Annotated in this window: 24 protein-coding genes; 19 read left to right on the plus strand and 5 right to left on the minus strand. The window is 65.0% G+C overall.

The genetic code is table 11. The features are described from left to right. Window positions 1-165: 165 nt before the first annotated feature. Genes DVO78_RS14415 through DVO78_RS14430 form a run of 4 tightly spaced genes read left to right on the plus strand, consistent with a single transcriptional unit; the run spans window position 166 to window position 3,333 of the window. On the plus strand, window positions 166-861 hold the full coding sequence (locus DVO78_RS14415) for a sensor histidine kinase (RefSeq protein ID WP_120005779.1): 696 nt from the start codon (window positions 166-168) through the stop codon (window positions 859-861). Next, a complete protein-coding gene (locus DVO78_RS14420; RefSeq protein WP_202912204.1) occupies window positions 858-1,553 on the plus strand; it encodes a LytR/AlgR family response regulator transcription factor in 696 nt (231 codons plus the stop codon). Before DVO78_RS14415 ends, DVO78_RS14420 begins: the two co-directional genes overlap by 4 nt. Further along, entirely contained in the window at window positions 1,550-1,900 is a 351-nt protein-coding gene (locus DVO78_RS14425; RefSeq protein WP_120005781.1) for a hypothetical protein, read from the plus strand. The genes DVO78_RS14420 and DVO78_RS14425 overlap by 4 nt, the downstream gene beginning before the upstream one ends. Then, entirely contained in the window at window positions 1,897-3,333 is a 1,437-nt protein-coding gene (locus DVO78_RS14430; protein ID WP_238385328.1) for a sodium/solute symporter, read from the plus strand. Before DVO78_RS14425 ends, DVO78_RS14430 begins: the two co-directional genes overlap by 4 nt. Window positions 3,334-3,345: 12 nt before the next feature. On the opposite strand, the gene DVO78_RS14435 is transcribed toward DVO78_RS14430, so the two are convergent. Together DVO78_RS14435 and DVO78_RS14440 are read right to left on the minus strand one after the other, a co-directional pair. Continuing rightward, the gene (locus DVO78_RS14435; protein WP_120005782.1) at window positions 3,346-3,831 is read right to left on the minus strand and encodes a GNAT family N-acetyltransferase; all 486 of its coding nucleotides are present in this window, start codon (window positions 3,829-3,831) and stop codon (window positions 3,346-3,348) included. A gap of 74 nt (window positions 3,832-3,905) precedes the next feature. Then, window positions 3,906-4,196: a DUF4287 domain-containing protein gene (locus DVO78_RS14440; protein WP_120005784.1), complete on the minus strand. Its 291-nt coding sequence runs from the start codon at window positions 4,194-4,196 to the stop codon at window positions 3,906-3,908. Window positions 4,197-4,311: 115 nt separating this feature from the next. Here DVO78_RS14440 and DVO78_RS14445 point away from each other — a divergent pair, with 115 nt between their 5' ends. Beyond that, on the plus strand, window positions 4,312-4,947 hold the full coding sequence (locus tag DVO78_RS14445) for a TetR/AcrR family transcriptional regulator (RefSeq protein ID WP_120005786.1): 636 nt from the start codon (window positions 4,312-4,314) through the stop codon (window positions 4,945-4,947). A 248-nt stretch (window positions 4,948-5,195) separates the two neighbouring features. Here the strand turns inward: DVO78_RS14445 and DVO78_RS14450 are convergent, their stop codons facing one another. Beyond that, on the minus strand, window positions 5,196-5,858 hold the full coding sequence (locus DVO78_RS14450; RefSeq protein ID WP_238385329.1) for a MerR family transcriptional regulator: 663 nt from the start codon (window positions 5,856-5,858) through the stop codon (window positions 5,196-5,198). A gap of 325 nt (window positions 5,859-6,183) precedes the next feature. Between DVO78_RS14450 and dxr the strand changes: the two genes are divergently transcribed. The 11 genes from dxr to DVO78_RS14505 all read left to right on the plus strand — a co-directional run bounded on the left by dxr (window position 6,184) and on the right by DVO78_RS14505 (window position 16,437). Then, window positions 6,184-7,422: a 1-deoxy-D-xylulose-5-phosphate reductoisomerase gene (gene dxr / locus DVO78_RS14455; protein WP_120005788.1), complete on the plus strand. Its 1,239-nt coding sequence runs from the start codon at window positions 6,184-6,186 to the stop codon at window positions 7,420-7,422. Between the two features lie 70 nt (window positions 7,423-7,492). Then, a complete protein-coding gene (locus DVO78_RS14460) occupies window positions 7,493-8,959 on the plus strand; it encodes a M50 family metallopeptidase (RefSeq protein ID WP_120005856.1) in 1,467 nt (488 codons plus the stop codon). A gap of 71 nt (window positions 8,960-9,030) precedes the next feature. After that, window positions 9,031-10,206 carry a flavodoxin-dependent (E)-4-hydroxy-3-methylbut-2-enyl-diphosphate synthase gene (gene ispG / locus DVO78_RS14465; RefSeq protein WP_120005790.1) on the plus strand — a complete coding sequence of 392 codons (1,176 nt, stop codon included), beginning with the start codon at window positions 9,031-9,033 and terminating at the stop codon, window positions 10,204-10,206. After that, window positions 10,181-11,092 carry a GNAT family N-acetyltransferase gene (locus DVO78_RS14470; RefSeq protein WP_120005792.1) on the plus strand — a complete coding sequence of 304 codons (912 nt, stop codon included), beginning with the start codon at window positions 10,181-10,183 and terminating at the stop codon, window positions 11,090-11,092. The genes ispG and DVO78_RS14470 overlap by 26 nt, the downstream gene beginning before the upstream one ends. Window positions 11,093-11,283: 191 nt before the next feature. Next, window positions 11,284-11,919 carry an RNA polymerase sigma factor gene (locus DVO78_RS14475; protein WP_120005794.1) on the plus strand — a complete coding sequence of 212 codons (636 nt, stop codon included), beginning with the start codon at window positions 11,284-11,286 and terminating at the stop codon, window positions 11,917-11,919. After that, window positions 11,919-13,199 carry a protein kinase domain-containing protein gene (locus tag DVO78_RS14480; protein ID WP_157984063.1) on the plus strand — a complete coding sequence of 427 codons (1,281 nt, stop codon included), beginning with the start codon at window positions 11,919-11,921 and terminating at the stop codon, window positions 13,197-13,199. The genes DVO78_RS14475 and DVO78_RS14480 overlap by 1 nt, the downstream gene beginning before the upstream one ends. A gap of 103 nt (window positions 13,200-13,302) precedes the next feature. After that, entirely contained in the window at window positions 13,303-14,082 is a 780-nt protein-coding gene (locus DVO78_RS14485) for a hypothetical protein (RefSeq protein WP_120005796.1), read from the plus strand. Next, entirely contained in the window at window positions 14,079-14,690 is a 612-nt protein-coding gene (locus DVO78_RS14490) for an OmpA family protein (protein ID WP_120005798.1), read from the plus strand. Before DVO78_RS14485 ends, DVO78_RS14490 begins: the two co-directional genes overlap by 4 nt. A 24-nt stretch (window positions 14,691-14,714) precedes the next feature. Next, window positions 14,715-15,455, plus strand: coding sequence for an OmpA family protein (locus tag DVO78_RS14495; protein ID WP_120005799.1), 741 nt, complete (start codon window positions 14,715-14,717; stop codon window positions 15,453-15,455). Window positions 15,456-15,550: 95 nt separating this feature from the next. Then, window positions 15,551-16,042 carry a hypothetical protein gene (locus DVO78_RS14500; RefSeq protein WP_120005801.1) on the plus strand — a complete coding sequence of 164 codons (492 nt, stop codon included), beginning with the start codon at window positions 15,551-15,553 and terminating at the stop codon, window positions 16,040-16,042. After that, entirely contained in the window at window positions 16,039-16,437 is a 399-nt protein-coding gene (locus DVO78_RS14505; RefSeq protein ID WP_120005803.1) for a hypothetical protein, read from the plus strand. Before DVO78_RS14500 ends, DVO78_RS14505 begins: the two co-directional genes overlap by 4 nt. Before the next feature lie 120 nt (window positions 16,438-16,557). Here DVO78_RS14505 and DVO78_RS14510 read toward each other — a convergent pair whose 3' ends face one another. Together DVO78_RS14510 and DVO78_RS14515 are read right to left on the minus strand one after the other, a co-directional pair. Next, complete coding sequence (locus DVO78_RS14510) at window positions 16,558-17,712, minus strand: hypothetical protein (protein ID WP_162301599.1); 1,155 nt, start codon at window positions 17,710-17,712, stop codon at window positions 16,558-16,560. A gap of 178 nt (window positions 17,713-17,890) precedes the next feature. Then, window positions 17,891-19,723 carry a proline--tRNA ligase gene (locus tag DVO78_RS14515; RefSeq protein WP_120005807.1) on the minus strand — a complete coding sequence of 611 codons (1,833 nt, stop codon included), beginning with the start codon at window positions 19,721-19,723 and terminating at the stop codon, window positions 17,891-17,893. A 54-nt stretch (window positions 19,724-19,777) separates the two neighbouring features. Here DVO78_RS14515 and DVO78_RS14520 point away from each other — a divergent pair, with 54 nt between their 5' ends. The 3 genes from DVO78_RS14520 to DVO78_RS14530 all read left to right on the plus strand — a co-directional run bounded on the left by DVO78_RS14520 (window position 19,778) and on the right by DVO78_RS14530 (window position 21,721). Beyond that, window positions 19,778-20,368, plus strand: a complete 591-nt coding sequence (locus tag DVO78_RS14520; RefSeq protein ID WP_157984064.1) for a ribosome maturation factor RimP — start codon at window positions 19,778-19,780, stop codon at window positions 20,366-20,368. Window positions 20,369-20,431: 63 nt separating this feature from the next. Continuing rightward, a complete protein-coding gene (nusA, locus tag DVO78_RS14525) occupies window positions 20,432-21,418 on the plus strand; it encodes a transcription termination factor NusA (protein WP_120005811.1) in 987 nt (328 codons plus the stop codon). Window positions 21,419-21,442: 24 nt separating this feature from the next. Continuing rightward, window positions 21,443-21,721, plus strand: a complete 279-nt coding sequence (locus tag DVO78_RS14530; RefSeq protein WP_120005813.1) for a YlxR family protein — start codon at window positions 21,443-21,445, stop codon at window positions 21,719-21,721. The last annotated feature ends 143 nt before the right edge of the window (window positions 21,722-21,864 follow it).

Below are 21,864 nucleotides of genomic sequence, written 5' to 3' on the forward strand. Positions count from 1 at the left end.
GCTGAATATCGGTGTGTTGCCGGTCACATCTATAGAGTCCAGAGTGGCTCAGCCGCTGGATGCTGGGAAGCGGTTTGGTGCAGGGCGTCGGTGGGCGGCGGCTAATCTGCGCTGAACGGACCAACTGTGACACCGGCGACACATTCCGGCCCTAGACTTCCTTACATGCCGCGCAGAAGAACTGTCAGTCCCGAGGTGCGTCGGGAGCTCAACCAGGAGGTTGACGCGGCTGCTCAGGTCATTGCCGCTGAACTGCGCACGCTGCGTGCCCAGATTTCGCCGCATTTCCTCTACAACGCGCTCAACGCCGTGGCCGGAATCATCCCTCAGGACCCGCCCCGGGCCAGAGACCTGCTCCTGGACTTCGCTGACTTCACCCGCTATACCCTGCAGGCGGATGCGGAGCTGGTGCCGCTGGCTGAGGAGCTGACCGCGGTGGAGCGTTACATTGAGCTGGAGCGGGCTCGCTTCGGACAACGGTTCAGTATCGAGCTGGGGATCGCCCCGGAGGCGCTCAGCGCGCCGATACCGCATCTGAGCCTGCAGCCCTTGGTGGAGAACGCTGTGCAGCACGGCGTGGGGTCGGAGCGTGGGAAGACTCATGTAGCGATCGACGCCTATGACGAGGGCACGCACATCGTGGTGGTGGTCGACGACGACGGCCCAGGCGCCGACCCCGGCGCCATCGAAGAGATCCTCGCCGGCACTGCAGAGGGCAGCCACCTGGGGCTTCGCAATGTGGATCTGCGGCTTCGGCACATCTACGGCGGCGCTCATGGCCTGCGGTGCGAGACGGCTGCCGGTGCGGGGATGCGCGTGTGGTTCCGGGTGCCCAAGTTCAACCAGGAGCTGCACGGATGATGCCGCTGAATGTTCTGGTGGTCGACGATGAGCCGTTGGCAGTTTCTCAGATGCGCTGGCTGCTGGAGGCAGACCCCCAGGCAGCAGAGGTCCTGGCCGCAGACAGTGCCCGTTCGGCGGAGACGATCCTGGGGGCAGAGCCCATTGATGTGGTGCTTCTGGACATCCATATGCCCGGCACCAACGGCTTGGACTTCGCCAGAGGGCTGCGGGGTGTGCCGGTGATCTTCGTGACCGCTGATGCGCGCCCCGCTGTGGAGGCCTTCGAGCTCAATGCCTGTGACTACCTGCTCAAGCCGGTGCGCGCTCGCCGGCTCAGCGAAGCGCTGCGCCGGGCAGCGGAGACGACGAACACCGCCCCGGGGGAGGAGGCCCGGGTCTCGGTGCTCCAGGGGGACTCCACGATGCTGCTGGAGGTTCAGGACATCCGGTGGATACAGGCACAGGGCGATTACGTTCGTCTGTTCACGGCAAAAGGCTCCTATCTGCTGCGGGCTACCCTGGCCGAACTCGATGAGCACTGGGAGTCCCACGGCTTTCTGCGGGTGCACCGCTCCCATATGGTGAACATCCGCAGAGTCAGGCGGCTGCTGCACCGCGGTGGCCGGCTCGCCCTGGACCTGGGGGATGTGCAGCTGGAGGTCAGCAGGCGGCTGACGCCTCAGGTGCGCCGCCGTCTGGAGGCGCAGTGACTGCCCGGCCTGCCAGCGATGAGGGGGAGGACGACGTCGCCCCGGCAGTCCGCGACCGCAGAGTGTCAGTGCGAGGGCCGCAGACCCCGCCGACGCTGGATGAGGTGCTGGGAGACCCTCGCCGCGGGTTTGTCGCCGAGCGAGCCCGGGCGGAGCAGGCGAGGTCGCTGCGCCGTCGTCAGCTGCGTCTGAACATCGTCACCGTGGGCCTCTTAGCTGTGCTTCTGGTGGGGATGGGGGTGGGTGCCCGCTACGAAGGGATCCTGCTCACCCTGGTGGTGTACCCACTCATGGTGCTGCTGGCGCTGTGGGCACTTCGCAGAGCCCGGGGGATCGAGACGCTGTGACCAGTGCAGCCATCGCGGTCATCTGCACGGCGACCATCCTGATGGGAGTTTTCGGACTGAGCCTGACCCGCTCGACGGGGGACTTCTATGTGGCCTCCCGGAGGATCTCGCCGCTGACGAACGCCTCGGCTATTGCGGGTGAGTATCTTTCAGCAGCGAGCTTCCTGGGCGTGGTGGGTCTGATCTACCTCTGGGGGCCCCAGGGGCTGTGGCTGCCCATCGGCTACACAGCGGGTTTCTTGGTCCTGCTGCTCTTCGTCGCTGCGCCTCTTCGTCGCTCCGGGGCCTACACGCTGCCGGACTTCATGATTCTGCGTTTCCGCTCGGCAGTTGTCCGGCGGATGACCACTGTGGTGGTGGTGCTCACCGGCTGGTTGTACGTGGTGCCGCAGCTGCGCGGGGCGGTGATCGTCACCGAGTTCTCCACCGGCCTGCCTGGCTGGGTCGGTGCGGGGCTGGTGGTCGTGGTGGTGCTGGCCGTGGTGCTCAGCGGAGGGATGCGAACAGTGACCGTCGCCCAGGCGGTCCAGTACTGGGTCAAACTGGCGGCGTTGCTGATACCGGCAGTGTTCATCGTGCTCAGAGCAGGCGGGGAGGATGCTGGTCAGGCTCTCTCCGAGCCGCTCTGGCGTGTCACGGTGCAGGGCGATCCGCTGATTGCGGCGTCACTGGTGCTGGCGCTCTCGGTCGGGGCGGTGGGGCTGCCGCATGTGCTGGTGCGCTTTTACACCAACCCCGATGGGCACGCTGCCCGGCGCACTGCTGCTGCGCTTGTCGGCCTGGTGGGGATCTTCTACGTGATCGCGGTCCTTCTGGGTCTGACGGCAGTAGGGGCCCTGGGCCCGTCGAATACGGAGGCCGACACCGCCCTGATACAGCTTCCTGCGGCTGTGCTCAGCGATGCCACCGGCGATGTGCTGGTGGCGGTGCTGGTCGGGGGAGCCTTCGCCGCCTTTCTGTCGACGACGTCGGGACTGGTGGTCTCGGTCTCTGGTGTGATCAGTCAGGAGCTCTTCGGCGGCAGCGTACGGGGTTTCCGGATAGGTGCATTGGCGGCAGTGGGTGTTCCTGCAGGTTTGACCGCCGCAGCAACCGACGTGTCGCTGGCGGGTGCGGTGGTCCTGGTGTTCACCTTCGCCGCTTCTACGGTGGCCCCGGTGATGCTGCTGGGCATCTGGTGGTCCCGGATCACGGCCGCTGGTGCGGTCTCTGGGATGCTCACCGGGGCTGCCTCTACGGGTCTGGCGGTGGTGGTTTCAGCTGTCAGCGTGCAGGCGCCGGTCCTGCTGACCTACCCGGGGCTGTGGAGCATTCCGCTGTCCTTTGCCGTGATCATCGCAGTCAGCCTGACCACTGAGCCGCCGGCTTCGACATCGGCGGTGCTCACCAAACTGCATCTGCCGGAGGAGCACCGAGGGCAGAGCCGCCCGTAGGGCGCCCGGCTTTCAGTGGAGTTCGAAGATCTTCTCGGTGACCACCTGGGCGCGTGCGTTGGAGAAGACCTGCTCCTCACCGATCTCGGTGAATCCGCGGGACTCAAGAATTCGCAGCGATCCGAGGTTGTCGGTGACCACGCGCGCACGCAGCGGCCGTTCGCCGAACTCCTTCAGGAACTGGTCGAAGGCAGTGGTGGTGACTCCCTTATCCCAGAACTGCTTGTCGGTCCAGAACATCACCTCGTGCACATCGCCGTCACGGAACACGGCAATGGAACCGGCGGCCTGACCGTCCACATCGATGGTGCGCACCAGGGACCGCTCATCGTTGAGCAGCTCACCCCAATGGTGGTCGAAGATACTGCGATCTTTGGGGTTGGTCGGTGCGAATCCGGCCATATGCGCGGCGTCGGCATCCTGTTGGAACCGGAAGAACTCATCGAGGTCGGCCGACTCAACATCACGCAGCGTCACATTCATCTCGGGCGTGCTCATGCCTCCAGCGTACTCGACGCTGTCGATCGCACTTGTCCCAGGGGTTCACCGGGGTGATGCGCCGACGGAGGCGATCATGCTGGCTTGGTGTCCTTTCCGTCCAGCCGAAGGGTATCGGATTCATCACGGTGTGACCCGGCGGTGCCGACGTGCTTGGCATCGATCTTCGGCCCCTTCTTGATGACATGCACCAGGGCCATGCCGTGACCACGGCCGAGGTCATAGTCGCTCTTCAGCCACTCGAGGATGACGCCGGCCTTCACATCCTGAGAGTCGTAGCCGCGTTCCTTGGCTTGGTCGACCAGCTGGCGCGGGGTCAGGCCGGTCTTTTCTTCGACCTTGTCGAGGTATGCCTGAAATGACATGGGAAATCCTTCCAAAGAGGGCGTGTGCCAGTGAGTACTGATCAGTACTCACAAGGTACGGTACCGTGTAGTACTGAAGTGGTCAAGGCGAGGAAAGGATGACTGGTCAGTCGCTATGCGGCCCAATCAGGCGAACAAACGAGACGCGATTCTCGAGCTTTCGCTGGGAGTGTTTGTCAAGAACGGCTATGTCGGTACATCGACCGACCAGTTGGCTGCCGCGGCCTCAGTGTCCAAGCAGACGCTGTATAAGGAGTTCGGGGATAAGGAGGGTGTCTTCGCGGCTCTGATCGAATTTGCCTGCGATAGAGTCGACGACCCTTTCGCGCCGTTGGTGGAGCGTATGAAGGAGGCCGCTTCTGCGGAGGAGGCCGTAGGACTGATCGCCGAGCAGTTCACCCGCTCGATCATGAATCCTCAGGTGCAGCAGCTCAGGCGCCTGGTCATCGCCGAAGCGGGCCGTTTTCCGCACTTGGGACAGCTCTACTGGGAGCGAGGTTTCCTGCGGGTCATCGGCTCCATCAGCAGGTGCCTGGATACGCTCCACGATCGCAGACTGCTGGACGTTGCGGACTCGACGCTGGCCGCTCACCACTTCGCGGGCATGATGCTCTGGATTCCAAGCAATCAGACGATGTTCGCCGGAGGGTCCTATCCGGTCACTGAAGCTGAGCTCACCAGAATCATCGAGACTGGTGCCGCGGCCTTCCTCCGAGCCTATGGACACTGCGCCCAAGGTGGAGACCGATGATCCGACTCGAGTGGGCCGCGGCAAGGTGCACAGTCGGGTTCCCGCCCATGGCAGATACCTGCGGCCTGCTGGGAAATCAACTGTGCGATGGTGGTCATAGACGCTCACCCGCCCCGGCGCACCGGCTGCTGAAGCTCGGTGACCCAGTCAGACTGGTCGGCTGACTCAGCGCGCACATACAGCTCCCGGCAGGGGCCGGAAGGCTGGTACCCGCGGGCGACGATCTCTTCGTGAAGCGACTGCCAGCTCTAATGAATGGTGCTCATACTGCCCAGATGCACGGTGACGAAGGCCTCATCCTCTGCGGGAAGAGTGACGATCTCGAAGCCTTCGCGGGGCTGGCCGCTGTACTCGTATCCGGCGGTGACCTCAGTGCCGTCCTCCACCATGCTGTAGGCGGCGATGGGAGTCTCCAGAGCACCACAGAAGTCGCCGATGATCGCTGCGATGCCGTCGAAAGCGGGTCCGACGACTCCGGCGATCTGAGGCTGCTCCTTGACTGTGGCAGTGCGCGCGGCCAGCCGGACGGCAGGAAGGGACTTCGTGACGATTTCGATGGTGGACATGTTCTTCTCCTTTTCGATGAGGTGGAGCCTCCGCTCGACATCAGCCAGGCGGGCCTCGGCGATCCGGTGCTCCTGCTGAACTTCGGTGCGCCGCCGGCCCAGCATGCGGGTCAGCTGATGGGTGTTCACACCGTCGGCCAGCAGCGAGGCGATGTCCTCGATGCCGAAGCCGAGCTGGCGCAGCGCCATGATCCGGTGCAGCCGGTCCAGCTGGGAGGGGTCGTAGGAGCGGTACCCGGTGAACGGGTCGGTATGAGCGGGGACCAGCAGCCCGGCGGCGTCCCAGTGCCGCAGCATGCGGTGGGTGACCTGGCCGATCTGGGCGAAAGCTCCAATGGTTAACACGTCTCTACTCCATCGCCTGCCACTGTGTCAGAGTCAACACGGCCATGTCCTGAGCATAACCAAGGCTCAGGCACCGCGGAGTCTGGCGCTGCTGGCTGAGACGATGTCGAGGATCACTGCAGGGATGTTGCGGAACTCCTCGGCTTGGCCCTTTCCTGTGTCCTGGCGGTTTGCCGATGCGTTCTTTGCACCTCAGGCGCTTCAGGCCCACCAAGTGCAGAAAACCCGCCGGCGATTCCTGGGGCCGCGCCGTGTATTCCCCCGGCGGGCGGTTGCTGTCCCCGCTGAGTTTGGTCATGGCAGCGGAGACAGGATAATGGGGCGCATGTCCCAACCCCGCCGCGTCGCCATCCTGGGCTCCACCGGCTCGATCGGCACTCAGGCCCTTGAGGTGATTGCCGCACACCCGGAGGCCTTCCGCGTCGTCGCCCTTTGCGCCGGCACCAACGCCGCCCTGCTGGCCGAACAGGTCAAGCAGTTCGCTCCCGAGCTGGTGGGGATGCACGACGACGACGCCGCTGCCAGGTTTCGCGAGCGGCTGGAAGATGGCCGGGTCGGGCCGGAGATTTTCATCGGAGAGGAGGCTGCCGAGCAGATCGCCGCCAACTCCGGAGCCGACGTGGTGCTCAACGCCCTCACCGGCTCCATCGGGCTCAAGCCCACGCTCGCCGCGCTGCGTTCGGGCGCCACGCTCGCCCTGGCGAACAAGGAATCCCTGGTGGTCGGCGGAACCCTGGTCCAGGAGGCCCTGCAGCGCCCCGGGCAGGTGGTGCCGGTGGACTCCGAGCACTCAGCCCTGGCCCAGGCGCTAGCCTCGGGCAGACACCAGAGAGGCCTCTGCGCGCACCCTGAGGTCGGGCAGGCTGGGCTGAGCGGTGAGTCAGAGGTCGCCAAGCTCATCCTCACCGCCTCCGGAGGGCCGTTCCGCGGCTGGGAGGCACAGGCCCTGGCCGCGGTCACCCCGGATCAGGCACTGGCGCACCCCACCTGGAATATGGGCCGGGTGGTCACCACCAACTCGGCCACCATGGTGAACAAGGCGCTGGAAGTCATCGAAGCACATCTGCTCTTCGATGTGCCGCTGAGCAGCATCGACGTAGTGGTCCACCCCCAGTCGGTGGTGCATTCGATGGTCCAGTACGTGGACGGCTCGATCATCGCCCAGGCCTCCCCGCCGGATATGCGGCTGCCCATCGCCCTGGCTCTGGGCTTCCCGAACCGGGTGCCCGGCGTGGCCGCAGCCTGCGACTTCAGCATCGCCGCCAGCTGGCAGTTCGAGCCCCTGGACAACTGTGTATTCCCCGCCGTGCAGCTGGCCAAACACACGGCCGCTGCCTCGGGCACCCATATGGCCGTCTACAACGCTGCCAACGAGCAGGCGGTGGAGGCATTCCACGCCGAACGGCTCGGCTTCGGCCGGATCGTCGGCACCGTGGAGGCCGTGCTGGCCGAACACAGTGGGCCCTCTGCAGGGAAAATCACGCTGGAGGATGTGTTGGGGGCGGAGCAGTGGGCGCGTGCACGGGCCGATGAGCTCATCGGCCAGGAGCTGGTCGTCAAGTGAGGGAACACGGAACCCGCTGCGGGTGGATGCACGAAGGGGGAGGTGAGCGAAGGTGATCACCGCCCTGCTGATGGCCGCAGGCGTCCTCATCATGGCGCTGGGCATCATCGTCTCCATCGCCTTGCACGAGGTCGGCCACCTGCTGCCGGCCAAGCTGTTCAAAGTCCGGGTCACCCAGTACATGGTCGGCTTCGGCCCCACCCTGTGGTCGAAGACCAAGGGGGAGACCGAATACGGGGTCAAAGCGGTGCCGCTGGGCGGGTACGTGGCGATGATCGGGATGTACCCGCCGCCGGAAGAGCCAGGCCGCGACGAGGCGGCCTCTCAGGGCGATGACGCCGGGCCCACCGACCCCTATCTGCAGCAGGTGGGTGCCCAGTACGTCGCCCCTCCCATTGAACGCTCCTCTGCTGCCGAACGTGTGCCTGAGGGCAGGAAGACCGTGATGTCGCATTCCACCGGCATCTTCCAGCAGATGTCCCAGGACGCCCGGGAGGTGGCTGCCGAGGAGCTGCGTCCCGGGGATGAGAACCGCATGTTCTACACCCTGGCCACCTGGAAAAAAGTCATCGTGATGCTCGGCGGACCGGCAATGAACGGCCTGCTGGCCCTGCTGCTGACCGCTGGGACGGTCTCCCTGCACGGAATGAACACCACTACCACGCAGGTGGCGGATGTCTTCGAGTGCATCGCCACGGTGGAGGCTGAGGATGCGGCCGAGTCACTGGCCGAGCGTGAGTGCGCCGAGGGCGACCCGCCTGGTCCGGCCTATGCGGCGGGGCTGGAGCCCGGAGACGAGATCCTCGCCTTCGGCGGCTCCGAGGTCCGCGAGTGGGAGGACCTGACCCCGCTGATCCGCGATGCCGCCGGTGAGCCCAGCCAGCTGGTTTACCTCCGCGACGGCGAGCAGCAGACCACAGAGGTCACGCCCATTCTTACTGAGCGGCCGGTCGAGGGCCGGTTCGGCAGAGCTGAGCGTGATTCCGACGGCGCGTTGGTGACCGAGCCGGTCGGCTTCATCGGCGTGGTCAGCCACACCGAGGTACAGACCCAGCCGCCCTGGGAGGCGGTGCCGATTGTCGCAGAGCAGACTCAGGCCGTGGGCGAGGTGGTCCTGAACCTTCCCCAGCGGATGTACGATGTCGCCGTCTCCACCTTCACGGAGGCCGAACGCGACCCCGAAGGCCCCATGTCAGTGGTGGGGGTCGGCCGGGTGGCCGGAGAGATCTCCGCCCAGGACCAGATCCCCTGGGAGTCCAGGTTCGCCACGCTGATGTCGTTGGTGGCCGGGGTCAATATTGCCCTGATGGTCTTCAACCTGATCCCGCTGCTGCCGCTGGACGGCGGCCATGTGGCCGGAGCGCTCTACGAGGCACTGCGGAGGCGCTGGGCCAAGCTGCGCGGCAAACCCGACCCGGGGCCCTTCGACATCTCCAAGCTGCTGCCGCTGACCTATGTGGTGGCCGTCCTGCTGATCGGCATGGGTCTGCTGCTGATCTTCGCCGACATCGTGAACCCGATCAGACTGTTCGAATAGTTCCCGGGGGAGAAGTGTGCCTGATCTCGAGCGAGTAGGAGGTGTGCGGCGTCGTCGGTAGACTGAGAACCATGACTGCCATCAATCTCGGCATGCCCACCGTCAAGGAAGAGCCCCCGGTTCTGGCCCCAAGGCGGAAGACCCGCAACTTCCATGTAGGTGATGTGGGGGTCGGCAGCGACCACCAGATCTCGGTGCAGTCGATGACCACCACCAAGACCCACGACATCAACGCCACCCTGCAGCAGATCGCCGAGCTGACCGCCTCCGGCTGCGACATCGTCCGGGTGGCCTGCCCCACCGACAAGGACGCCCAGGCGCTGCCGATCATCGCCATGAAGTCCCAGATCCCGGTGATCGCAGACATCCACTTCCAGCCCAAATACGTCTACGCCGCCATCGAGGCCGGCTGCGGCGCAGTCCGGGTCAACCCGGGCAATATCCGCAAGTTCGATGACCAGGTCGGCGAGATCGCCAAAGCTGCCAAGGACGCCGGGGTCTCCATCCGGATCGGGGTCAACGCCGGGTCCCTGGACAAGCGGCTGATGGACAAATACGGCAAGGCCACCCCGGAAGCCCTGGTGGAGTCCGCGGTCTGGGAGGCCAGCCTGTTCGAGGAGCACGACTTCCACGACTTCAAGATCAGTGTCAAGCACCACGATCCGGTGATCATGGTCCAGGCCTACGAGATGCTCGCCGAGCGCGGCGACTGGCCCCTGCACCTGGGTGTCACCGAGGCCGGACCGGCCTTCCAGGGCACCATCAAGTCCGCCACCGCCTTCGGCGCACTGCTGGCCAAGGGCATCGGTGACACCATCCGGGTCTCGCTCTCCGCCCCGCCGGCCGAGGAGGTCAAGGTCGGCAACCAGATCCTGGAGAGCCTGAACCTGCGCCCCCGCAAGCTGGAGATCGTCTCCTGCCCATCCTGCGGCCGCGCCCAGGTGGACGTCTATACCCTGGCCGATGAAGTCACCGCCGGGCTGGAAGGCATGGAGGTTCCACTGCGGGTGGCTGTGATGGGCTGTGTGGTCAACGGCCCCGGTGAGGCCCGCGATGCTGACTTAGGTGTCGCCTCCGGCAACGGCAAGGGCCAGATCTTCGTCAAGGGTGAGGTCATCAAGACCGTGCCGGAGGACCAGATTGTGGAAACCCTGATCGAAGAGGCCAACCGGCTGGCCGAGGAGATGGGCTTGGAGTCCGAGCGAGAGGACGCCACCCCAGGTGCCCCTGTGGTCTCCGTCAGCTAACACCACCAGCTCCAAAATCTCCCGGTCAACCGGGGGACGAGTCCGTGTGCTGGACCAGGAGGACACAGCCAAGCTCCACGCTCTGCTGGACGCCGACCCGGTGGGCAACGCCTCCGTCGCCGCCGCAGTGCGTCAGCGCGGCTCGGCGGCGCCCGGCAAGGGCCGCACCGGAGCCCTGATCCTAGGAATCGACGACGGCGCCCCGGGCCCGGAGGCGCCCAGACTCGCCTCGGCCTGCTGGCTGGGTTCGAACATCATCCCAGTCTCTGCTGATGCCGCAGCAGGAGCGCTCTTCGGGCAGGCAGCCAGGGCGCTGCGTCGTCGTGTCTCATCCATCTACGGACGCTCCGACGCCGTCCTGGCCCTGTTTGAGACCACCGGCTGGTCCAACCACCGCGAGGTGCGGGCCGAACAGCCGCTGATGATGATCACCGAACGTTCCAGCATTGAGCCGCTGCCAGGGGTGCGGCGCTCGCGGCTGGCGGAATTCGCCGCGGTGGAGCGGGCATGCGCGGCCATGTTCACCGAAGAACTCGGGTTCTCTCCCTATCATCAGGGCGCCGCCCAGTACCGGGAACGGGTCCGTGGGCTCATCCAGGCTGGTCACTCGCTGATCACAGTCGATCCCGAGTCCCGAAAGATCATCTTCAAAGCCGAGTTCGGCGCCGTCACCGATCACGCGGTCCAGGTGCAGGGCGTCTGGGTCAATCCGCAGTGGCGTGGTCAGGGTCTGGCAGCTGCCGGTATGGCCGCAGTGGTCGACTACGGGTTAAGGCTCGCGCCCCGCGTCAGCCTCTACGTCAACGGCTACAACACCCCGGCTGTGCGTGCCTATGAACGAGCCGGGTTCCACCACATCGGCATGTACTCCACAGTGCTGTTCTGAGGGTTCGGCGGGGCGTGCTCGGCGCAAGAATCCGGTGCGACCTCCCATCGAGTGCTGCCGTGTCTGGCTGAACCGGGCACGATTTTGCCCGTCATCCATGTGAACAGCCGCACTCGAATCCCTTTTCAACAGAGGAGCCCGCACATGGCCATAGAGCATCAGCCTCAGGGGGCGTGTATAGACTTTGAGCCATGACGGGGGATCTGCAGCGAGCTCTGAGCGAAGGGAACATCGCTGCTGCTCGGAGGGCAGCCGCGCAGTTGAACGAGCCCGGCGACGCCGATGACGCCCTGGCTCTTCTGGCACAGCTCGCGCCTCAGTCACCGCATGCGCTTGAACTTCTGATCGAAACTCTGGATGCCACAGGGGTGGTGCGTCGGTTCGCCAGTGGTGCGTTGCTGGACAAGAGTGCGGTCGACGACGTCAGCCAGGATGCGCTCATCTCGATCGCTGAGTCGGTCAGGACTTTCGACGGGCGCGGCAAGGTGACCACCTGGGTGCACAGCATCGTCCGACGCCGGGTGGTGGATCACCTGCGCAGGCAGCGGGACTCTGCCCCGCTGCCTGATGACGCCGCTGCCCCCGCTGCGAGGATGAGTTCGATGATCGCCACCCGAGCCACAGTCCAGGATGCGCTGGCGGACCTACCTGAGCTCTACCGGAGGCCGGTGACTCTGCGGGACCTCGAGGGGCGGCCGTACGCAGAGATCGCCGAGACCCTGGGCCGCTCTCTGGGCACAGTGAAGTCCCAGGTCAGCAGGGGCAGGGCAATGGTGGCGGCGCGGCTGCAGGAGTCCAGCGATGCCGGTGGCTCCGAGGGCGGCTGATGGTGGAGCGTCTGGACAATTTCCGCCTGGAGGGCGTGATCGGGGTCGGGTCCTTCGCCACGGTGTACCGTGCGGTGGATGAGAGGCTCAACAGCACTGTGGTGGTCAAGGTCCTCGCGGAGAACCACAGCCTGAACCCGGAGATCCGCGAACGCTTCATCGCCGAAGGCCGGGCACTGCGCCGGGTGCCGGGATCTCATGTGACCACCATTCACGATATCGGGGAATCCGACCGGCAGCAGCCCTACTTGGTGCTCGAGCACGCCGACCGAGGCACCGTGCAGGAGCGTGTCGACACGCTGTGGAGACAGGGATGGCGAGCAGGCAGGGAGGACGTGCTGGTCTTCGCCCGGCACTTGGCGGCAGCGGTGGACTCAGTCCACCGGGTACAGCTGGTCCACCGTGACCTCAGTCCGGGCAACCTGCTGATCGCCAGTAAGCCTCCTGCGCTGAATGACGCTGAACTTACCGGCGACGAAGCCTCGGACCTGGATGCCCGGGTGGTCCGCTCTGATGAGCGGCTGCTGATCGCTGATCTGGGCATGTGCAAAGATTTGGCGATGAACTCCGGGCTCACCGTCTCCGGGGGTACCGCCGGCTTCCGCCCGCCTGAGCAGGACGGCCCCGGCGTCGTCGACATTCGAGCTGATATCTGGGCGATGTCTGCGGTGCTGCGCTGGCTGGCCCAGGACGCGGACCTGCCGGCGGGGCTGCAGAAGGTGCTCAAGCGGGGTCTGGCGACTAAGCCCACACGCAGGCAGCCCGACGCCGCGACCTGGCTGGCAGAGCTGGAGGAAGCCCTGGCTCCGCAGCCTGCACCGGATCCGGCTCAAGAACCAATCTCGGTGCATCCTGAGCCTGTGCCGGAGGACAGCACTGGTGCGACCAGTGCGGGATCCTTGCCGAGGGCGAAGAGCTCCACGGTGTGGAGCAGACTTGTGGTGGCCGGCATCGTGTTCTGTGCCGCTGCGGTGGGCGTGCTGGTCGGTCTGCTGCTGGAGCGTGGGGGCGAGGACGCCCCGCCCTCTTCAGCCGGTGGTGTGTCGATCTCCATTGCTGGTCCTGACCAGGTGGAGGTTGGCGAGCCGGCGGTCTTCACCGCCGAAACCGAAGGCGCCGACTCCTGGGTGTGGGTGCTGCCCACTGGAACTTTCATCACCGATGAACCTGAGGCAGTGCTGACCCCCACCAGCCCGGGCTCTGCAGAGATTGTTCTGCGCACCCGAGCCCCTGACGGCTCGGACCTGGAGGTCCGCCACGCCCTGAGGGTCACCGAATAAAGACATCTTCGACATCATGCAACCGAATCGACTCCCGGACCGACGTATAGGTGACACCACCGCGGTGGCAGCAGAGCCAGAACGGAATTGAAGGAGACATTTGATGAAGACTCGCAAACCCCTTTGCCAGGCAGTGACGGCTGTAGCGGCGCTCACCGCGCTGGCTCTGACGGCCTGTGCCCCGGATGAGGACTCTGCCGGATTCGAGGACGGTGAGCAGGCCGGTCAGGCGGAAGAGGAAAACGGCGAGAACGATGCCGAGGAGACGGAGGGTGATGACGGCCCGGAAGAGAATGAAGCCACCTCAGAGGATGCTGAGGACGTATCCGGGGATGAGGACGAGGAGTCTCCGGCTGAGGAGGACGACACGGGATCATCCGCTGCTCAGAGCATCGACCGCAGCCACGAGGATGCTCTGGAGACCTACAGCTATGAGATCCCGGACGAGGATATCGACGGTGAGCTTGAGGTCGGCGTCCATCCCATTGAGGTGGACGGGGAGGTCATGATGCTGACGATGTCCTTCCTCGCGGAGTACGACGAACGGGATACCTACACCTTCAACGAGCTGCACGGCCACGGGGGCGAGCCGAACATCGCCAACCCGGACGCTCACCTGAACCCTCGGCTGATCGACCGAGTCAACTTCAACGCGTACAGCGTGCTCAACCACGACACCAGCCGGCCAACCAGCATCAATTCTTACAGTTGGTGGTCCCAGCCGGTCCACGAGGTGCAGATGCACTCCGGGGAGCCCTTCTTCTACTGGGCCTACTACGCCGTGCCGCAGGATGATGTGGACTCCATCGACGTGGTGGTCAACAACACCGGGCTCTCTCATCTGGACATTCCCGTATTCCAGGATGTGGAGATCCAGCGATGATGTATCAGCTGGCCATACCCCGCACCGCCAGCTTGGTCGCCGCGGTGCTGACGCTGCCGGTTCTCTCCGCCGCGCCTGGTGCCGCGGAAGGGGCCCCGCCCCCAGACCCCGAGGAGGCGCACTTCCAGTACGAGGAGCATCTCAGCGAGAGCTTCCTCAACGACCACGTCTCCTCTCTGGACCCGGAAGAGTTCGTCCACGGGCTGGACCCGGAGGGTTTCGTGGAGACCTTGGCGGATACTGAGTCCGATGAGGAGGGCGTCATTGTGCTGGAGACTGACATCCTGTTCGACCCCAATGAGTGGGAGCTTCCCTCCACTGCCGGTTCCAGGCTCGCTGAGCTGGTCGAGGAGGTTCCTGAGGGGGCCTCGGTGGAGGTCAATGGGCATACCGATTCACGGCCGGTGGATGAGACCGTCTACGACTTCGACAATCAGGCGCTGTCGGAGAACCGTGCCCAGGCGGTGGCTGACGCGCTGGCTGATGAGCGTCCAGACCTGAACCTCACGGTTGAAGGCTTCGGCGACTCTGATCCTGCGGTTGATGAAGATGAGGATGACCCGTCCACGTTCGCCGCCAACCGTCGGGTGGAGATCCGCCACGGCTGACAAGAGGAGTCCCGCAAAGAAGACGTGCTGGCTGCTGAGGTCGACAAGCCGGTCGAATTTGAAGAGTGCGAGGAGGCCACTGTCACTTGGCTCGATGACGTCGTGATCGAGGAAGAAGAGGTTCCCGGTGTTGAAGCTGAGACGGCCGAGATCGACGGTGAGACCGTCTGGAGTGAGACACCCTGGAGCGAGAGCCTCGAGGGCGGTGATAGTACTCCGACAATGAGCTTGCACACCTACAGCAGTGACACCATGAGGATAGATACGGTTCGTGTGGACACCGAGAGGTTGGATACCTACCGCCTGGAGGGCATCGAGCACACCGAACGCTCCGGCGAGGACGAGTCTGTCTCCTGCACCACTGAGGGTGACGTCCTCTTTGGCAGCTTGGAGTTCGAGCTGCGTTCACACGCGGAGGCTGAGCTGGAGGTCACCGCCGATGAGATCGCAGAGCGCGACGATGATTTCATCATTAAGGTAGAGGGTCACACCGATGATGTGCCAGTGGATCCCGATCAGGACTTTTCCGATAATGATGAACTCTCTGAGCTGCGCGCGGAGTCGGTGGCGCAGTGGCTGATCGATAACGCAGGAGTCGAGGAAGACATCATCACCGCCGAAGGCCTCGGCGAGGACTACCCCCGGGCTGACAACGACACCGATGAGGGTAGGCAGCTCAACCGCCGTGTGGTGATCACCGTTCAGCCTGAAGACTACGAATCCAGCCTCGACTATGAGCTGGAGGAAGGCGAGGGTGAAGGCTGAGCGAAGCAGGGCCGGGGCATCTCCGGTTCGGCAGATGCACCGGCCCCGGCGCGTGCACCGCGGTGGAGACCAGTTCTGCGCCCATACTGGTGCCGATGAAACTTGCCCGCCGTCGTTCTTCGGCCCCGCTCGCTGTCCTGCCGGTTGCTGCCATGGTGCTTGCCGGCTGCGAGGCCGATCTAGCCGGTGAAGACGGGCCGTTGGGCGGAGGTTCGCTCGATCAGTCGGTCTCCGATGCCCAGGCAGAAGCACCCGATCCTCTGGGCGAGCAGCTCTCCCATGAGCAGATGCGCGAGGCGCTGGAAGGCCACACCGGCGGAACGAGCGGGACGGTCACCGACACTGACGATTGGTGGCCGCATCTGCGCGACCTCAACCGGGAACTCCAGATGCTCCGGGTCCAGCCCACCGACTGCAAGCCCTATGTCACCGCCTCCGCGCTGCCGGTCCCAGCAGGAGCACTCGGGGCTCTGACTGAGGACGGCGAAACCCAGACGGCATCTTCACCTTTGAGGACATGGCCTCCGCCCAGGATTACCTCCAGTCAGAGCGTGTCGGAGTGGAGCGCTGTGAGCAGCACACAGTGACCCGAGACCTCGGGGAGGACCGTTTCGAGGCCGAGACCGAGCTCACTGAGCTCAGCGTGCGCAGTGGTGCCGAGGACGGCCTGGCAGTGCGGCGGGTCATGGAGACCGAGGGCAACATCCAGCGCCACCTCGCCGTGCTGCTGCGTCAGGGAGCCCACGTGGTGCTCACCGCCGAGCCGGAGGAAGAAGGCCTGGACGAGGATGACGCTGTGGCCGACCTTGAAGCTGCCGCCGCGCTCATCCTCACCGACCTGGTGGGCGAGGAGATCCTCGCCCCTGAGCCTGAGCCTGAGCCTGAGCCTGAGGAGGATGAGGACGCAGGAGACGACGACGGCGATGCCGACGACGACGGGGAAGACGAGGGCTCCGAGGAGAGCGCCGCCGACGACTCCTGAAGCCCGCCCCACGCGCCCCGCGAGCTCTGGGGCCGCCGCTCATACTGCTGTTGTCAGTTCCGACACTCATGGGCGTCTGAACTGACAACAGCAGTATGAATGGCAAAGAGCAAGGGTGCGTCAGCGGGTGCGCGGTACGCCGGCCTTCTGCAGCAGGCGCCAGAACGTCGGGCCGTTTTGCAGGTCATTCCAGAACCAGCGCAGTGGCCTGTAGCCTAGGCGCACCAGCTGGTCCTGGCGCTTCTTCTCGCTGATCACCGCACCTGCTGGATCCTGTCCGCTGAGCCGCTGGGCCTGCCGGTACTTCAGGTCGCCGTCAAACTCTCCGGCGATCCCGGCGGCCTCCCAGCAGAAGTCCAGCAGCGCGGTGCTGCCGTCAGGCAGCCGGATGTGCTTCTGCAGCTCCGGAGCCGCGAAACCTCCCTGGTGCATCAGAACCCGAGACCATGACTCTCCCACCGATCCGCTGCGGGCGTCGGCGAATTCCCAGGCCACCAACCAGCGCCGCAGCGCCCGCGATGACGGGATCACTGTCTTCCAGGGTGCAAAATCCTCTAGCGTGCGCGGCCTGCGGTCCTGGCACCTGCCTGCCTTGACAGCGTCGAGGATGCTGACAGCGGCCGCGAAATCCTCCGTGGCGCAGACAGTGTCCAGAACAGCAAGCTCCAGGGGCTCGACGACGACGGCACTCTGGGACTCGAAATGATCGGTAGCCGGCGGCAGTACACGGGTCAGCGCGCCCAGATAGCTGGCGCGGGCCGAGGTGTTCTGCCTGCCGCCGGGGTTACGCAGCGGCAGGGGAGTCAGGTGGCGTCGGGTGCCGAAGCTCTTGAAGTCACGGTCGGCAACGAGTTTCCGCCCTGCGGCAGAGGAGAGGGCGGCGCAGAGCGTGTGCAGGGTCTGACAGGGCGCGCTGCCGGTCATGCTGCCCGGGCTCCGGTATCCAGAATAGCCGGCGTTGTCCGTGCGCAGATTCACTACCTGAGGAGAGCGCAGCAAGGGCACCCCGTGGAGTGCCAGAGCCGTCTCGCGGCAGAAGATCGCATGACGGTGCTGAATGCCGGTGGCGGCTGCGGCGATCAGAAACCGTTCCCAGGGTGGACTCAGCAGCCATGCCGCAGAGCTGACGTACTGACCGCGGCGGACCCGGAGCATGCGTCCGTGCTGGACCTCTCTGCTGAGCCGCTCCCCGGTATGGCTCCCGCCAAAAGTGCGAACGGCGGTCACGATCGAGGCCTTTCCCGGTGGGTCATTGTCCTGCGAATCCCAGTCCATCCTGCCATTCTGATCAACATCGCCCAGGGCGGCCAGGGGGTGCTGCAGATCTGTGGAAAACCCGGATACGGCAACGTTCAGACACTTGTTGACCGGTACTACACCCATGAGAGTAGGACTGGTCAACAGGCGTATGAAAGGGTGAGATCTGCTGACTGGGTGAGGAGCAGAGGAGTCTTCAGAGGAGTGAAGCGGCGCGCTCGATCAGGTGAGGGACTGCGTCGTCGAGGGCGACATTCTGCGCCTCGCCGCTGCGCCGGTCCTTGACCTCGATCTTTCCCTCGGACAGCCCGCGGCCCACCACCACAATGGTCGGCACGCCTAGCAGCTCGGCATCGCCGAACTTCACTCCGGGGGAGACCTTGGGCCGGTCGTCGTAGATGACCTTGAGCCCGGCCGAATCCAGCTCAGAGGCCAGCTTCTCAGCAGCCTCGTAGACCTCTGAGCCCTTGCCGGTGGCCACCAGGTGGACATCGGCCGGCGCCACGGTCGAGGGCCAGATGATGCCCTTGTCATCATGATTGGCCTCCACCAGCGCCGCCATCGCCCGGGTGACGCCGAAGCCGTAGGAACCCATGGCCACGGTGGACTGCTTGCCGTTCTCATCCAGCACCTTCAGGTCCAGGACCTCAGAGAAGTATCGGCCGAGCATGAAGATATGGCCCAGCTCGATGCCGCGGCGGGTGGTCAGCGGACCGGAGCCGTCTGGGGCGGGGTCGCCGTCGCGCACCACCACGGACTCGATGGTGTCGTCCCAGGTGAAGTCGCGGCCGGCCACCAGGCCGAAGACATGCTGATCCTGCGCGTTGGCCCCGGTAATCCACCGGCTGCCGGAAACGATCCGGGGATCGGCCAGGTAAGGGATCCCGGTAGCGGATTCGGCACCCAGATAGGGCGCTTCCAGGCTCAGCCCGGGGCCGATGTAGCCACGCACCAGACCAGGATTCTTCGCCAGATCTGCGGCCTCCGCGGCCTCCACGGAGACCTCCCCGGCAACACCCAGCTTGGCGCCGATCGTGGCATCCGCCCGTTTGAGGTCCACCTCGCGATCGCCAGGCACGGCGATGACGGCCACCCGGCGCTCACCTTCGGGAGTCACCACCGCGACCACCACGTTCTTCAGCGTGTCGGCGGCAGTCCAGGCCCGGTCCTGGCGCCCATGGTCAGCATTGGCCGCGTCCACCAGAGTCTCAATAGTGTCCGTGCCGGGGGTGTGGTGTACCACCGCGGCGGGGGCGTCGTCGTACTCCACCGGCTCAGGCGGAACACTGGTGACCGCCTCCACATTGGCCCGGTAGCCGCCGTCGGACTCCACAAAGGTGTCCTCGCCGATCTCACACGGGAAGAGGAACTCCTCAGAGGCGGATCCGCCCATGTTCCCGTTGTCGGCGGCCACTGGTACCGCAGGCAGACCCAGGCGCTCAAAGATCCGGATGTAGGCCGCACGGTGGGCGGCGTATGCGGCCTGCTGGTCCTCATCAGTCACCGCGAAGGAATAGGAGTCCTTCATGATGAACTCCCTACCGCGCAGCAGCCCGGCGCGCGGGCGGGCCTCATCGCGGTACTTGGTCTGGATCTGGTAGAGGTTCACCGGCAGGTCCTTGTACGAGCTGTACAGGTCCTTCACCAACAGGGTGAACATCTCCTCATGGGTGGGTGCGAGCAGATAGTTGGGCCGGCGGACCCGCGGCTCCACCTCCTCCGACTTCCGGTCCCCGAGCACAAAGATGCCGTCGCCGTAGGTTTTCCACCGTCCGGAAGCCTCATAGGGCTCCTTCGGCAGCAGGGCGGGGAAATGGACCTCTTGAGCCCCGATGGCATCCATCTCCTCGCGCACCACCTGCTCGATCCTGCGCAGCACGTTCAGCCCCAGTGGCAGCCAGGAATAGATCCCCGGGGCCGCACGGCGGATATAGCCGGCGCGCACCAGCAGCCGGTGGCTGGCCACCTCGGCATCAACAGGGTTGTCGCGCAGAGTGCGCAGGAAAAGCTGGGACAGGCGTGTGGTCATGTCAACGAGTCTAATCGGCTTGAAGCGCGCTGCCTGTTTGGCACAATGAGACATATGGCAGTTCCACCACGCGCCTCAGCCGCACACCGGTTCAAGGACGCCCGCTCCCAGCAGCTGGCCACCCTGGTCGAACCGACCGTCACCGCCCATGGGCTCTATCTCGAAGAGCTGGTGCTGGCCACCAAGGGAGAGCGCACTGCACTGCAGGTGGTGGTCGATCACCTGCACGGCACGGCGAACGTGGAGCTGGACACCATCGCCGGGCTCTCCGAGGCTCTCTCAGTGGTGTTGGACAAGGCGGAGAGCCGGGCCGATGACGCCGCCGCACCGCTGGCTGGGCTGAAGAACTACGAACTGGAGGTCACCACCCCCGGCGCCACTCGGCCGCTGACCGAGCCCAGGCACTTCCGGCGTAACATTGGGCGGGTCTTGGAGATTGACCGCACTGCGCAAGCACGGCCCGCAGGCGCGGCTGCGATGACTGCGCGGCTCAAAGATGTGGACGAGGAAGGCGTTGTGGTCGCCGAGATCACGCCGCCGCCGAAAAAAGGCATGAAGCCGAAGATCGGTGCTGACACACACATCAGCTTCGAATCCATCGCTCGTGCCCGCGTCCAGGTAGAGTTTTCTCACACGGAACCGTAATACGCGGCCGCGGTGCGGCGGCGCGCGGCCCGAACCCACAGGGCAGACTGACCGGAGGCACAAGTGGATATCGATATGAGCGCCCTGCGCATGCTCGTCCAAGAGCGTGAGATCCCCCTTGAGCGGCTGATGCCTGCCATCGAGCAGGCACTGGTCCTCGCCTACCACAAGAGCCCCGGTGCGCTGCAGCACGCGCGCGCCGAGATCGACGAAAAAACCGGGCGTGTGGCCATCCTCGCCAAAGAGCTGGATGAAAACGGCAATGTCATCGGAGAGTTCGACGACACCCCCAAGAACTTCGGACGGGTCGCTGCCTCCACCGCACGCCAGGTGATCATGCAGCGCATCCGCGATGCGGAAGACGATTCGGTCATCGGAGAGTTCAAGTCCAAAGAGGGCGAGCTCGTCTCCGGCATAGTGCAGCAGGACCGCAGCCCGCACATCGTGAAGGTGGACATCGGCGGAGTCGAGGCCGACCTGCCGGCCCAGGAACATGTGCCGGGGGAGTCCTATTCGCACGGTTCACGTCTACGGGCCTTTGTGGTGGACGTCCACCGCGGGTTCAAGGGACCGCAGATCACCCTGTCCCGCTCTCATCCGGGACTGGTAAAGAAGCTCTTCGCCCACGAGGTCCCGGAGATTGCCGACGGCACCGTGGAGATCACCTCTATCGCCAGGGAGGCCGGGCATCGCACCAAGATCGCAGTGCGGGCCACCCAGCACGGCGTCAACGCCAAGGGCGCCTGCATCGGCGCCATGGGCTCTCGGGTGCGCGCGGTGATGACTGAGCTCAACGATGAGAAGATCGATATCATCGACTACCACGAGGATCCGGCGCAGTTCATCGCCAATGCGCTCTCGCCCTCCAAAGTGAGTTCCGTCACGGTTCTAGATGAGGCCACTCGCTCCGCTCGAGCCGTAGTGCCGGAGTATCAGCTCTCCTTGGCCATCGGCAAAGAGGGGCAGAATGCCCGCCTGGCAGCCAAACTGACCGGCTGGCGGATCGACATTGCGGCTGACGACGCCCAGACGGCCGCCGCAGCCCTCTGACCTTGACCGCACTGATAGACTCTTATGGTCCCGATCAGGACGTGCATCGGCTGCCGATCCCAGACTGAGCAGGACAGTGCCGTCAGATTCGTGCTCGACGGCGACCAGCTGGTGCTGGACGCCGAACGGCGGATGCCGGGCCGAGGTGCCTGGCTCCACCCGAGCAGTGAATGCTTCGAGACCGCGCTCAAGCGCAGGGCCTTCAACCGGGCCTTCCGCCGGCCGGTCTCAGTGGCGCAGCTAGCGTTCGAAGACATCGAACACATGACCAAACACAGAGGAAAGCGGGTTGGAAAGAGATGAACACCCGATGAGCACCGACGGATGAGCGCCCAGTGATGAGCACCATTCATACCGTCACGGAATCAAGCACGCTATACGGCCTGATCCGATGAGCCGCTGATATCAAGCCCCGCTTGGTCGGCGGGGCATCGCGCGGGCCAGAC

It is taken from the genome of Nesterenkonia muleiensis, from assembly GCF_003600155.1.
In the GTDB taxonomy this organism is placed as follows: Bacteria; Actinomycetota; Actinomycetes; order Actinomycetales; family Micrococcaceae; genus Nesterenkonia; species Nesterenkonia muleiensis.